Source organism: Streptomyces sp. NPDC031100 (genome assembly GCF_055570785.1).
On the sequence record NZ_JBVIGN010000020.1, the window covers coordinates 1 to 12,727 of the forward strand.

The 12,727-nt window shown below is 71.1% G+C and carries 14 protein-coding genes and 1 tRNA gene; 12 read left to right on the top strand and 3 right to left on the bottom strand.

The features are described from left to right. The 7 genes from ACZ5DS_RS39035 to ACZ5DS_RS39065 form a co-directional block, all read left to right on the top strand. Nucleotides 1-469: sugar phosphate nucleotidyltransferase (locus tag ACZ5DS_RS39035; RefSeq protein WP_468248346.1), on the top strand; the 469-nt coding region annotated here is incomplete at its 5' end. Continuing rightward, complete coding sequence (glp, locus tag ACZ5DS_RS39040) at nt 466-1,788, top strand: molybdotransferase-like divisome protein Glp (RefSeq protein ID WP_468248348.1); 1,323 nt, start codon at nt 466-468, stop codon at nt 1,786-1,788. The genes ACZ5DS_RS39035 and glp, both read left to right, overlap by 4 nt. A 176-nt stretch (nt 1,789-1,964) precedes the next feature. Then, nucleotides 1,965-2,444, top strand: coding sequence for a cyclic pyranopterin monophosphate synthase MoaC (gene moaC / locus ACZ5DS_RS39045; protein ID WP_468248349.1), 480 nt, complete (start codon nt 1,965-1,967; stop codon nt 2,442-2,444). Beyond that, on the top strand, nt 2,441-2,941 hold the full coding sequence (locus tag ACZ5DS_RS39050) for a MogA/MoaB family molybdenum cofactor biosynthesis protein (RefSeq protein ID WP_468248351.1): 501 nt from the start codon (nt 2,441-2,443) through the stop codon (nt 2,939-2,941). The genes moaC and ACZ5DS_RS39050 overlap by 4 nt, the downstream gene beginning before the upstream one ends. A gap of 20 nt (nt 2,942-2,961) precedes the next feature. Then, nucleotides 2,962-3,666, top strand: coding sequence for a GNAT family N-acetyltransferase (locus ACZ5DS_RS39055; protein WP_468248353.1), 705 nt, complete (start codon nt 2,962-2,964; stop codon nt 3,664-3,666). Nucleotides 3,667-3,851: 185 nt separating this feature from the next. Beyond that, on the top strand, nt 3,852-5,114 hold the full coding sequence (gene sepX, locus ACZ5DS_RS39060; protein ID WP_468248355.1) for a divisome protein SepX/GlpR: 1,263 nt from the start codon (nt 3,852-3,854) through the stop codon (nt 5,112-5,114). Nucleotides 5,115-5,207: 93 nt separating this feature from the next. Continuing rightward, nucleotides 5,208-5,281, top strand: a tRNA-Ala gene (locus ACZ5DS_RS39065). Nucleotides 5,282-5,330: 49 nt separating this feature from the next. On the opposite strand, the gene ACZ5DS_RS39070 is transcribed toward ACZ5DS_RS39065, so the two are convergent. Beyond that, on the bottom strand, nt 5,331-5,807 hold the full coding sequence (locus ACZ5DS_RS39070; RefSeq protein WP_468248358.1) for a GNAT family N-acetyltransferase: 477 nt from the start codon (nt 5,805-5,807) through the stop codon (nt 5,331-5,333). A 49-nt stretch (nt 5,808-5,856) separates the two neighbouring features. Between ACZ5DS_RS39070 and ACZ5DS_RS39075 the strand changes: the two genes are divergently transcribed. Then, nucleotides 5,857-6,681 (top strand): exodeoxyribonuclease III, encoded by an 825-nt coding sequence (locus tag ACZ5DS_RS39075; RefSeq protein ID WP_468248360.1) that lies wholly within the window; start codon nt 5,857-5,859, stop codon nt 6,679-6,681. Here ACZ5DS_RS39075 and ACZ5DS_RS39080 read toward each other — a convergent pair. After that, nucleotides 6,648-7,907 carry a recombinase family protein gene (locus ACZ5DS_RS39080; protein WP_468248362.1) on the bottom strand — a complete coding sequence of 420 codons (1,260 nt, stop codon included), beginning with the start codon at nt 7,905-7,907 and terminating at the stop codon, nt 6,648-6,650. The genes ACZ5DS_RS39075 and ACZ5DS_RS39080 overlap by 34 nt on opposite strands. Nucleotides 7,908-8,173: 266 nt before the next feature. After that, nucleotides 8,174-8,794 (bottom strand): MerR family transcriptional regulator, encoded by a 621-nt coding sequence (locus ACZ5DS_RS39085; protein ID WP_468248577.1) that lies wholly within the window; start codon nt 8,792-8,794, stop codon nt 8,174-8,176. A 200-nt stretch (nt 8,795-8,994) separates the two neighbouring features. Between ACZ5DS_RS39085 and ACZ5DS_RS39090 the strand changes: the two genes are divergently transcribed. The 4 genes from ACZ5DS_RS39090 to ACZ5DS_RS39105 all read left to right on the top strand — a co-directional run bounded on the left by ACZ5DS_RS39090 (nt 8,995) and on the right by ACZ5DS_RS39105 (nt 12,593). After that, entirely contained in the window at nt 8,995-10,524 is a 1,530-nt protein-coding gene (locus ACZ5DS_RS39090) for a flavin-containing monooxygenase (RefSeq protein ID WP_468248365.1), read from the top strand. Further along, nucleotides 10,521-11,438 (top strand): alpha/beta fold hydrolase, encoded by a 918-nt coding sequence (locus ACZ5DS_RS39095; RefSeq protein WP_468248367.1) that lies wholly within the window; start codon nt 10,521-10,523, stop codon nt 11,436-11,438. Before ACZ5DS_RS39090 ends, ACZ5DS_RS39095 begins: the two co-directional genes overlap by 4 nt. Further along, nucleotides 11,435-12,319: an SDR family oxidoreductase gene (locus tag ACZ5DS_RS39100; RefSeq protein ID WP_468248370.1), complete on the top strand. Its 885-nt coding sequence runs from the start codon at nt 11,435-11,437 to the stop codon at nt 12,317-12,319. The genes ACZ5DS_RS39095 and ACZ5DS_RS39100 overlap by 4 nt, the downstream gene beginning before the upstream one ends. 88 nt (nt 12,320-12,407) lie before the next feature. Next, a complete protein-coding gene (locus ACZ5DS_RS39105) occupies nt 12,408-12,593 on the top strand; it encodes a hypothetical protein (protein WP_468248371.1) in 186 nt (61 codons plus the stop codon). Nucleotides 12,594-12,727 lie beyond the last annotated feature (134 nt).

The following is a 12,727-nucleotide window of genomic DNA, read 5'->3' on the forward strand; positions in this document are numbered from 1 at the left end:
CATGATCGAGATCCAGGAGCAGCACGGCGGCAGCGTGATCGCGCTCATGGAGGTCGCGCCCGAGCAGATCCACCTCTACGGCTGCGCGGCCGTCCGGGCCACCACCGACGGCGACGTCGTGAAGGTGACCGGTCTGGTGGAGAAGCCGGAGGCGGCGGACGCCCCGTCGCACTACGCGGTCATCGGCCGCTACGTGCTGGACCCGCACATCTTCGACGTCCTGCGCAAGACCGAGCCGGGCCGCGGCGGCGAGATCCAGCTCACCGACGCCCTCCAGCAGCTCGCCGAGGACGAGTCGGTGGGCGGCCCGGTGCACGGCGTGGTCTTCAAGGGCCGCCGCTACGACACCGGCGACCGTGGCGACTACCTGCGTGCCATTGTCAGACTGGCGTGCGAACGTGAAGACCTGGGCCCGGACTTCCGGACCTGGCTTCGCAGTTACGTAGCCGAGGAGATGCAGCAACGTTGAGCACCGCCGCGACCAGCCCCGCCGGCTCGGACCACCTCTGGTCGGTGGACGAGCACCTGGAGGACATCCTCACCACCGTCCGTCCCCTCGAACCCATCGAGCTGCAGTTGCTCGACGCCCAGGGCTGTGTCCTGGTCGACGACGTCACGGTGCCGGTCTCCCTGCCACCGTTCGACAACAGCTCCATGGACGGGTACGCGGTGCGGGTCGCGGACGTCGCGGGCGCCAGCGAGGAGTTCCCGGCCGTCCTCGAGGTCATCGGGGACGTCGCCGCGGGTTCGGCGGACCTGGTCCGGGTCGGCCCCGGCCAGGCGGTGCGCATCATGACCGGCGCGCCGCTGCCGCCCGGTGCCGAAGCCGTCGTCCCCGTCGAGTGGACCGACGGCGGGCTCGGCGAGGGACCGGTGAGCGGGATGCAGGCCCGGAGCCTGGCCCCCGAGGGTGCCGAGGGGCACGTACGCGTGCACCGCCCCGCCGCAGCACGCGCGCACGTGCGCGCCACGGGCAGCGATGTGAAGGCAGGGGACCTCGCCCTGGAGGCCGGGACGGTCCTCGGCCCGCCGCAGATCGCGCTGCTCGCCGCGATCGGCAGGGGCACGGTGCGCGTGCGCCCGCGCCCGCGCGTGGTCGTCCTGTCCACGGGCAGCGAACTCGTCCAGCCCGGCGAGGCACTCGGCCCCGGCCAGATCTACGACTCCAACAGCTTCGCCCTGACCGCGGCCGCGCGGGACGCGGGTGCCATCGCCTATCGCGTGGGCGCCGTCGCCGACGACGCCGACACCCTCCGGTCCACCATCGAGGACCAGCTCATCCGCGCCGATCTGCTCGTGACCACGGGCGGGGTGAGCGTCGGGGCCTACGACGTCGTCAAGGAGGCGCTGTCGTACGCCGGCGACGAGGACGAGGCGGGCAGCGGTGTCGAGTTCCGCAAGATCGCCATGCAGCCCGGCAAGCCCCAGGGCTTCGGATCCATCGGCCGCGACCACACGCCCCTGCTGGCCCTGCCCGGCAACCCCGTGTCGTCGTACGTCTCCTTCGAGCTGTTCGTCCGCCCCGCGATCCGCACCCTGATGGGCGTCGAGGACGTCCATCGGCCGCGCACCCGGGCCACCCTGACGTCGGACAAGGCGCTCGGCTCGCCCAAGGGGCGCCGGCAGTTCCTGCGCGGGAAGTACGCCGACGGCGAGGTGACCCCCGTAGGCGGGTCCGGTTCCCACCTGATCGCGGCCCTGGCACACGCCGACGCGCTGATCGTCGTCCCCGAGGACGTGGAGTCCGTCGAGCCCGGCACCGAGGTGGAGGTCGTGCTGCTCGGCTGACCGGGCCGGCGCGCACAGCCGGCCGCTCGCGCACCCCCTACGCGCGCGTGCCGACCGGCCGGCGGGGATCCGCAGGGGCCTGACCCGGTGCTTGTGCCGACTTGGCGGTACCGTGTCGCGCACAACAGGCCCGTGCACCGCACCGCAACGGGCCCGGACCGGGAGCGCCACACAGCATGAGTACGCAGGACCGACTGACGCACATCGATGACGCGGGCGCGGCACGCATGGTCGACGTATCCGGGAAGGACGTGACCGCGCGCACGGCCCGTGCCAGCGGCCGGGTCCTCGTGTCACCCAGTGTGGTCGAGCTGCTGCGCGGTGAAGGGGTTCCCAAGGGGGACGCCCTGGCCACCGCGCGCATCGCGGGCATCATGGGCGCCAAGCGCACCCCGGACCTGATTCCGCTGTGTCACCCGTTGTCGGTGTCCGGTGTGAAACTGGATCTGTCGGTCGCGGACGACGCCGTGGAGATCCAGGCCACCGTGAAGACGACGGACCGCACGGGTGTCGAGATGGAGGCCCTCACCGCGGTGACGGTCGCCGCGCTCACCGTGATCGACATGGTCAAGGCGGTCGACAAGGGAGCGGTCATCACGGACGTACGGGTGGAGGAGAAGACGGGCGGCAAGTCGGGCGACTGGAGTCGGGCATGACCTACCGTGCTCTGGTGGTCACCGCCTCCAACAGGGCCGCCGCGGGTGTCTACGAGGACAAGGGCGGCCCGCTGGTCGCCGACGGCCTGAAGAGCTTCGGATTCGCCGTCGACGGGCCTCGGGTCGTTCCTGACGGCGACCCCGTGGAGGCGGCGCTGCGCGCGGGGGTCGAGGCCGGGTACGACGCCATTGTCACCACCGGCGGCACCGGCATCTCACCCACCGACCGCACGCCCGAGGCGACGCGCGCGGTGATCGACCACGAGGTGCCGGGCATCGCGGAGGCCATCCGGGCGTTCGGACGGGAGAAGGTGCCGACCGCGGCGCTGTCCCGGGGGCTGGCCGGCGTGGCGGGGCGCACCCTGATCGTCAATCTGCCGGGCTCCACGGGCGGGGTGAAGGACGGCCTCGCGGTGCTGGAGGCCCTGCTGACGCACGCCGTCGACCAGATCCGCGGCGGCGACCACCCCAGACCCAGCAGCGGGGGTGCGAGCTGAACAGCCCTTCCTGGCCCGTCGTGCTGGCGGACGGAGATGTCGTCCTCCGGCCGATAAAGCTGCGCGACCAACGGGTCTGGCGTGAGGTGAACCGGCGCAACAGGGACTGGCTGCGCCCCTGGGAGGCGACCATCCCGCCGCCGACACCGAGCGGGCCGATCACGCACCGGCCGACCTACCGCCAGATGGTCCGGCATCTGCGGTCGGAGGCCAACGCGGGCCGGATGCTGCCGTTCGTCATCGAGTACCAGGGGCGGCTCGTCGGGCAGTTGACGGTCGCCGGGATCACCTGGGGGTCGATGTGCTCGGGGCACGTCGGCTACTGGGTGGACGAGGCCGTGGCCGGGCGCGGGGTGATGCCGACGGCCGTCGCGCTCGTGGTGGACCATTGTTTCCGCACCGTCGGGCTGCACCGCATCGAGGTCTGCATTCGCCCCGAGAACCGGCCCAGCCGCCGGGTCGTGGAGAAACTCGGATTCCGCGAGGAGGGGCTGCGCCCGCGTTATCTGCACATCGACGGAGCCTGGCGCGACCACCTCGTCTTCGCGCTCACGGCGGAAGAAGTGCCCGAGGGGCTGCTCACGCGCTGGCGGCGGGCACGCTCCGGGCGGACGGCGCACGACCGGCGCCCGTCCGACGCGGGGGGCGACTTCCGGGCGCCGGGCACGTCGAGCGCGCCGGACGTGCCGCGGAGGCCGGAGAACACGCCACGGAATCCCGCCTAGCCCCGAAAATTGAATATGTGTTCGAAATTGATCGATCGGCGACCGCCTCAGGGCATTCAATTCGCGACTTCGGCGGCCCGCTGATCGCATCGGTCGCAAAAAAAGCTGGAAATATCAGCCAGATCGTGCGACACACCGGCTCAATTGGCGGATGGCCTCACGCAAATCCCTCTACCGTGTGAGACGTGAGCAGCAGCGGCCTCATCTACGCAGTCATCGTCGGGGCCTGGGCCGCCTACTTGGTGCCGATGTGGCTCCGTAGGCAGGACGAGCTGAACGAGGCCCGTCCGACGGAACGCTTCAGCACCGCCATCCGGCTGCTGTCCGGACGGGCGGGTATGGAGCGTCGGTACGCCAGGGACCTGCGGGCGCGCTCCGCCCAGGAGGGGGAGCCGGAACCCGGTGATCCGGACGCCGTCACCGACTCGGTGGACGTCCGGGCCTTCGCCATGCCTCCGACCCGCCGTCAGGTGCGCGCGGAGGCAGAGCCGGAGGCGCCCGCGCGGGCGGAGCCGGCGCGCGACCAGCCCGTCGCCCCGGCGCCCAAGTCCCCTTCCGCGCAGCACCCCGCCGGCGCCGGCGCTCGCCCCTCCGGCCCCGCGCCCGCGCAGAAGCGAGTGCCGGCGCCCCGGCGCACGCCCTCGGCGCAGGCGGCCGCAGCGCGCGCCCAGCGCTCGAAGGCGCTCGCGCGTCGTCGGCGCACCACCGTGATGCTCTTCCTCGCCTTCTCGCTCGGCGCGATCGTCGCCGCCGTCGGAGGTCTCGCCTTCCTGTGGGCGCCCGGTGTGCCCGCCGTCATGCTCAGCGCGTACATCGCCTACCTGCGCTCCCAGGAACGCCGTCGCTTCGCGTACCAGATGGACCGCCGGCAGGCCGAGGTCGCGGCCCAGCGCCTGCGCGAGCGCCAGCCGCGCAGGCGTGCGCCTCTCGACGCGGGCCCCGGCGCCGACGAACCGGACGAGGGATCAGAAGCCGACACCGACACCGGCCTCTCCGCGCTCGCCGCGGACCGCCGCGCCCTCGTGGAGCAGACCGACCACGCCGAGTGGGTGGACCAGCAGCGTGAGCGCCAGCGGCGGCCCGGGCACGGGGACAGCTGGGACCCGGTGCCGGTGCCGCTGCCGACGTACGTGACCGCGCCGGTCGCGCCGCGAGCCACCTCCGACGTGGACCTGGGGGCGCCCGACACATGGAGTTCGGCGCGTTCCAGCGCGGTCGTGCCGGAGCAGGAGGCAAGCCGCGCGGCGGAGGTCGAGGCGGGCGAGACCGCGCGCGGGTCCGAGGGCGAGCCGGCGGACGGGCGCAGCGACGCGCTCCCCCACGCTCGAACGCGCTCGCGAGGCGGAAGCTCCCCCGCGGCCTCTGCCCGCCGGGCGCGCGAGCGTGGACGCACGCCCCTCTTCGATCAGTACGAGGACGGCGACCGTCCGCGCGCGGCCAACGAGTGACCGCCGTCACGCTCCTGGAAGCCCGCCTCTGACCAGTCAGGGAACGGATTTCCAAGCACCCCGACGGGGATGCTAGAGTTTCACTCGTTGCAAGGGCCTGTGGCGCAGTCCGGTAGCGCACCTCGTTCGCATCGAGGGGGCCAGGGGTTCAAATCCCCTCAGGTCCACGCATCATGAAGCCCCAGTCGGCAGAAGCCGACTGGGGCTTCATCGCGTCTACAGCTGCTTCGCGTAGCAGCGGCTGTCCTCGTAGTGGCGGTAGTAGCCGAACTTGGCGCAGGGCTCGTAACCGCTCGAGGCGTACAGGGCGATGGCCTCCGGCTGCTTGGTGCCGGTCTCCAGGACCATGCGGACGCGGCCGGCCGCGCGGGCGTCCTCCTCCAGGGCCGCGAGGATGCGGCGGGCGAGACCCCGGCCGCGCATCTGCGTGACGACGAACATGCGCTTGAGTTCGGCGTCGCCGTCCTCGTTGCCCTCCTCGTTGAGGTCCTGGCTGCGCCAGCCGCCGGTGGCCACCGGGCGGTCGTCCTCGTCGTAGGCGATCAGGTACACGCCACGGGGCGGGTCGAAGTCGGCGGCGTCGAGGGCCGTGGCGTCGCCGCCGTCGCCGTAGCGGACGTGGTACTCGGCCTGGACCTCGTCGTTGAGCTTGACGGCGTCGGGGTGATCGAAGCGAACGCGACGTATATTCATGCTGGATATCGTACTTCTATGCAGAGGATGGGGGGACGGACCTCGACCAGTGTGCCGGTATCGTGCCCTGGTGCTGACAGTGACCTCGGTGAACGTGAACGGGCTGCGGGCCGCGGCCAAGAAGGGCTTCGTGGAGTGGCTCGCCCAGACTGAAGCGGACGTCGTCTGCCTGCAGGAAGTGCGTGCCGAGCCGCACCAGCTGCCCGAGGAGGTCCGCCAGCCCGACGGCTGGCACGTCGTGCACGCCCCGGCCGCCGCCAAGGGGCGCGCGGGCGTCTCCCTGTACATGCGGCGCGAGCCCGACCGCGTCCGGGTCGGCTTCGGCTCGGCCGAGTTCGACGGCAGCGGGCGCTATGTCGAGGCCGACCTGCCCGGGGTCACCGTCGCCTCCCTCTATCTGCCCGCCGGCGAGGTCGGCACCGAGCGCCAGGACGAGAAGCTCCGCTTCATGGACGAGTTCATCGTCCACCTCAAGGAGCTGCGCGCGCGGGCCGCCGCCGAAGGGCGCCACGTGCTCGTCTGCGGCGACTGGAACATCGCCCACCAGCAGGCCGACCTCAAGAACTGGCGCGGCAACACCAAGAACTCGGGCTTCCTGCCGGAGGAGCGGGAGTGGCTGGGGCGGGTCTTCGATCCGGCGGACGCGGGGTACGTCGATGTCGTGCGCGCCCTGCATCCGGACGTGGAGGGGCCGTACACGTGGTGGTCCTATCGGGGGCGGGCCTTCGAGAAGGGTTCAGGTTGGAGGATTGATCTCGCCGTCGCGACGCCTGGGCTGGCCGCCCGTGCCGTCAAGGCTGTTGTGGAGCGGGCGGCCAGCCATGAGGAGCGGTGGTCGGATCACGCTCCTGTGACGGTGGTCTTCGACATGTGAGGCGCGTCGACTCGTTCGCCGACTGTGAAGGTCAAGCGAGAGGTATCCGGTCCGGCCAGCCGCTCCGGTCCGCCGCCCGACCGCCCCTTGGCTACTGTGACGCGAACTCCGTCCTTGAGGAGTTGCTCCCGTGTCACCTCGCCGTCCACGGCGAACGCCTCGCGGTAGCGGCTGACCGTGTACTCGTCGAGCCAGTCGGCGCGGATCGCGGCGGGGGCGGGACAGGTCGTTCCGCGGGCAGCAGCGCAGCAGCCGTAGTCGCCGTAGGTATAGGCCTTCCGAGCGGCAAAGTACATGCGGCCACCACACCCGGCGCAGTGCGCGACACCGATGAGCAACGACGTCTCCCGGCGCTTGGGGTGGAAGCCGTTCGAGCGGGCGTTGAGGATGTCCTGGAGGGTCTGAAACTCCTCTTCGGTGAGCAGTGGGGGACCGATCAGCACGGGTGAGCCCTCAGCGTCACGGACGGTCTTCCCCTTGTGTACCCGGTGGCCCATCAGTGCCGGGGTGCGGAGGATCTTGCAGAGGCTGCCCGGTGTCCAGCTGAATCGCTCGAAGTCGCGTCCGTGGCGCCGCCCACCTGTGGGACGTCCCTGAAGTTGGGCGTGGCGGTCTCGCGGTACCAGAACGCCCGCGCTTTCGAGTTTGCGGGCGATGGCGACCAGGGACAGTCCCGAGTGCACATCGCCCACAATCGCGCGGACAACGGTGACGGTCTCCGGGTCGGGAGCCAGACACCAGCCGATGCCGGAGGGATGAGGTGCCTTCTTGTACCCGAACGGTACAAGGCCACCGCCGTATCGGCCCGTCGAGCGCAGCGCTTCGTGGGCGCCGGTGAGGCGAGCAGATAGGGCGCGAGCCTCCTGTTCGGCGGCGTAGGCCAGATTCATGCAGCGGCGAATGGCGTCGCCATCTGCCTGCGGCGTGACCACGAGCGGCTGACGTTCTTCAGGCATCCCGAAGACGAGTGTCGTTGCATGCTGCTGACCCCACTCGACCAACTCGGACATATGGGCGACGGAACGCACGGCGCGGTCTACATGTGACCAAACGATGGCGTCGTAGTCGTCCGGGCGCCGCAGCCAAGGCGACAGTGAAGGCCTCTCGAAGGGGGACATCTTGCGTGCGGATACCCCCAGATCTGCGGCTTCGGCGATCAGGGTGAAGCCCAGATACTCGGTGCACTCCTGAATGCAGGCGCGCTGTCTGTCGGGTGAGGTGGTCACTGCGGTCACGTTGCTGAGACGCACAGCTCCAAGAGCTCGCGGGTGTTCGGTCGGAGTCGACGCCGGTTGTGATGGCTGAGGACTACGCTTGGGCAAGTCGACGCTCCTCGAAAGTGTCGGCCACACCCCGGGGCTGGTAGCACAGCCGCCGGGGCCTTTTCGATCTCACTCTCGGAGCACGAACGCGGTTTCGTTCGCGACTTTCTGGAAAGCGCCCTGATCGAGTGAAAGATCATGAACTGCCGGACGTGGGGTGTTCCAGAAAGCTAGTCACGCTTCCGCAACCGCCGGTCCAACGCCAGCGAAAGCTCCGCCTCCACCACGCTCCGGGCGAGCGGGCGCAGGCGGTGGAGGTCCTCCTCGGTGGTGTGGCGCAGGATCAGCTCGCGGAAGAGTTCGGCGAGGGCGTCGGCGTGTTCGCGGACGCGCTTTCCGGCCGCCAGGACCTCCGCGAGGGGGATGCCCTCGCGGACCAGGGCGGAGGAGACGTCCAGCAGGCGGCGGCTGATGTGGACGATCTCGTCGCCGTCGGTGCCGAGGTAGCCCAGCTCCATGGCGGCGGCGAGGTTCTCGGGGGTGACCTCGCCCTCGAAGCGGGCGGCGAGTGCCTCGGGGGTGAGGTGGACCGGCTCCTCCTCGGTGGGGGCGCCGATGCCGAGCAGGTCGGCGACGTCGCGGCCCTGGTCGAGCGCCTCCGCGAGCTCCGCGATGCCGCTCAGGGTGTGGCCGCGCTCCAGCAGGGCCGAGATCGTGCGCAGGCGGGCCAGGTGGTGGTCGTCGTACCAGGCGATGCGGCCCTCGCGGCGGGGTGGCCGGATCAGCTTGCGCTCGCGGTAGAAGCGCAGCGTGCGTACGGTGATGCCGGCCAGGCGGGCCAGCTCCTCCATGCGGTATTCGCGCACTCCGCCGACCTGCCTGCCGCCGTGCCCGCCGTTGAGTTCGCCGTCGTCTGCCACGTCCGCAGCCTATGTTGTACCGCCGGTAACTTTCCCGGCTCCGCCCCTACCGCTCGGTACGGAGCTGCTCTACAGTCCCATTGCGCCAGTGTTCACTGGCAGAGTCCAAGGCGATGCGTGGAGGCTTCGGGATGGCCGAGCACGAGCATGTACGAGTGGCGGTGATCGGGTCCGGATTCGGCGGGCTGGGGGCCGCCGTGCGGCTGCGCCGGGAGGGGATCACCGACTTCGTCGTCCTGGAGCGGGCCGACAGCGTCGGCGGCACCTGGCGGGACAACAGTTACCCCGGGTGCGCCTGTGACGTCCCCTCCCACCTGTACTCCTTCTCCTTCGCACCCAACCCCGACTGGCCGCGCACCTTCTCCGGGCAGCAGCACATCCGCGCCTACCTGGAGCACGTCACCGACGTCTTCGGGCTCCGCCCGCACATCCGCTTCGACTCCGAAGTGAAGCTGATGACCTGGGACGGCGAGCAGCTGCGCTGGGAGATCGAGACGGCCCGCGGGAAGCTGACCGCCGACGTCGTCGTCTCCGCCACCGGGCCGCTGTCCGACCCGAAGATCCCTGAGATACCGGGGCTGGAGTCGTTCCCGGGCACGGTGTTCCACTCGGCCCGCTGGGACCACGACTACGACCTGCGCGGCAAGCGGGTCGCCATGGTCGGCACCGGCGCCTCCGCCATCCAGATCGTGCCCGCCATCCAGCGCCAGGTCGGCCGGCTCACCCTCTTCCAGCGCACCCCGGCCTGGGTGATGCCCCGGGTGGACCGCGCCATCAGCGGTGCCGAGCGCCGGCTGCACCGGGCGCTGCCCTTCACCACCCAGCTGCGGCGCGGAGTGCTGTGGGGTATCAGGGAACTCCAGGTGCAGGCGTTCACCAAGCGTCCCGACGAACTCGGCCTGGTAGAACGGCTCGCCAAGCGCAACATGGCCCGTGCCGTCAAGGACCCGGCCCTGCGCGCCAAGCTCACGCCCGACTACCGCATCGGCTGCAAGCGGATCCTGCTGTCCAGCGAGTACTACCCGGCGCTGGCCCGGCCGAATGTGGACGTGGTCGCGAGCGGGCTCACCGAGATCCGCGGGTCGACCGTGGTCGCCGCCGACGGCACCGAGGCCGAGGTCGACGCGATCATCTTCGGTACGGGCTTCCACGTCACGGACATGCCCATAGCCGAGCGCGTGATCGGCGCGGAGGGCATCACGCTCGCCGAGTCCTGGAAGGGTGGTATGCAGGCCCTGCGCGGTGCCTCGGCCGCCGGGTTCCCGAACTGGATGACGATCATCGGGCCCAACACCGGCCTCGGGAACTCCTCGATGATCCTCATGATCGAGTCCGCGCTGAACTACATGGCCGACTACCTGCGCCAGCTGGAGGTCCTCGGCGGCCGCACCGCTCTCGACGCCAGGCCCGGCGCCGTCGACAGCTGGAACCACCAGGTCCAGGAGCGCATGAAGCGGACCGTGTGGAACACCGGCGGCTGCACCAGCTGGTACCTCGACGCGAGCGGTCGCAACACCACCATCTGGCCCGGTACGACCACGGAGTTCCGGCGCGCGACCCGGCGGGTGGACCTCGCGGAGTACGAGGTGATCCGGAAGGCCGGCGCCAGGTCTGCCGACGCGGACACGGCTGTCGCGAAGAAGAGCGAGGCCGCCGCATGAGCCGTCTCGCCTCCGTGGTCTCCGGCCCCTACGCCCCGCCCACCCCCTCCCGTACGCTCACCGTCGTCTCCGCCGACGGCGCGCGGCTGTACGTCGAGGTGCACGGGCCCGAGAGCGCGCCCCCTGTCGTGCTCTCCCACGGCTGGACCTGCTCGACCGCCTTCTGGGCCGCGCAGATAAGGGAGTTGGCGACCGACCACCGGGTGATCGCGTACGACCAGAGGGGGCACGGGCGCAGTCCCGCAAGCCCCGTGTACAGCACCGACGCGCTGGCGGACGACCTGGAAGCGGTGCTCGCCGAGACGCTCGCGCCCGGTGAGAAGGCCGTGATCGTGGGGCACTCCATGGGCGGGATGACCGTGATGGCCGCGTCGGCGCGCCCCCGCTTCCGGGAGCACGCCGCCGCCGTTCTGCTGTGCAGCACAGGCAGTTCGCGGCTGGTTGCCCAGGCACGGGTCGTACCGTGGCGCGCCGGGCGCGTGCGTACCTGGCTCACGGCGCGCATCCTGGGCTCGCGCGCCCCGCTCGGTCCGGTCACGCCGGTCGCCAAGGCGATCCTCAAGTACGCCACGATGGGCGCCGGTTCCGCGCCGCACATGGTGGAGGCGTGCGCGCGGATCGTGCACGCCTGCCCGCGCTCCGTGCGCCACGCCTGGGCGGAGGTGCTGAAGCGGCTCGACCTCGACCACGGCGTACGGGCGTTGTCCCTGCCCACGGCGGTGGTCGTCGGCGCCGCCGACCGGCTCACACCGCCGGTGCACGCCCGCTCGCTGGCCGCCGCGCTGCCCCACTGCCTCGGCCTCACCGAACTGCCCGGGCTCGGCCACATGACTCCGGTGGAGGCTCCCGAGCTGGTGACCGGCAAGATCCGGGCACTCGTCAGCACCTACACGCACACCAAGGAGGGCGCATGAGCAGGGTCAGCCTCGAAGGGCAGGTCGCGGTCGTGACCGGAGCGGCGCGCGGCGTCGGCGAGTTGCTCGCGCGCAAGCTCTCCGCGCGCGGCGCCAAGGTGGCGCTGGTCGGACTGGAGGAGGAGGCGCTCAAGGAGGTCTCCGAGCGGCTGCACAGCGACAGCGCGCACTGGTACGCCGACGTCACCGACCACGAGACGATGAGCCGGGTGGCGCAGGAGGTCAAGGAGCGGTTCGGCAAGGTCGACATCGTCGTCGCCAACGCCGGTGTGGCGAGCGGCGGTCCGTTCGCCGACTCCGACCCGCAGGCCTGGCGGCGGGTGATCGAGGTGAACCTGATCGGATCGGCGGTGACGGCCCGGGCCTTCCTGCCGGTGCTCACCGAGAGCCGCGGCTATCTGCTGCAGATCGCCTCGCTCGCGGCGATGACCCCGGCGCCGATGATGACGGCGTACTGCGCCTCCAAGTCGGGCGTGGAGGCGTACGCGCACAGTCTGCGCGCCGAGGTCGGTTACCAGGGCGTGCGCGTCGGCGTCGGGTACCTGTCCTGGACCGACACCGACATGGTGCGCGGCGCGGACCAGGACGAGGTCATGCGGGAGCTGCGGCAGCGGCTGCCGTGGCCGTCGAACAAGACGTACCCGCTCGGCCCGGCGGTGGACCGGATCGTCGCCGGGATCGAGCGGCGCTCGGCGCACGTGTACGGGCAGTGGTGGCTGCGCGGCATGCAGGGTGTGCGCGGATATCTGCCGGCGCTCATCGGCACGGTCGGCCAGCGCGAGATGCGGCGGTTCGCGCCCCGTCTGCAGGGGATGCGTTCCGGGCTCGTCGGCGCAGGTGGGGCGGCCGACGAAGCCGCGCGGGCTACGCACCGTGAGTGATCGAAATGCGCAGTGTGTTCCCCCGTGTGAATCTGGTCGAGGCCCCACCGAGGGGCCAACCCCCCACCCACCACGGGAGTGAACCCACATGGGTATGAAGGACAAGTCCAGCCAGCAGCGCGGCCAGAAGCAGGGCGGCCAGCAGCAGCGGGGTCAGCAGCAGCGGGGTCAGCAGAAGCAGGGCCAGCAGCCCGAGCGCGGTCGCCAGAACCGTGACATCGAGGACCCGGACCGCGAGATGCAGGACCGCATCGACGTGGACTACGACGCCTAGTCCTCGCCCGCGACTTCACCTCTGAGGCGGGGGGGGGGGGGGGGGGGGGGGGGAGCCCGCTGGCGCGAGGGGTTTTTTGGGGGGGGGGCTCGGTGTACGGGGGGGTGGGGGGGTTCGCGTTTCTTGGGGGGGAG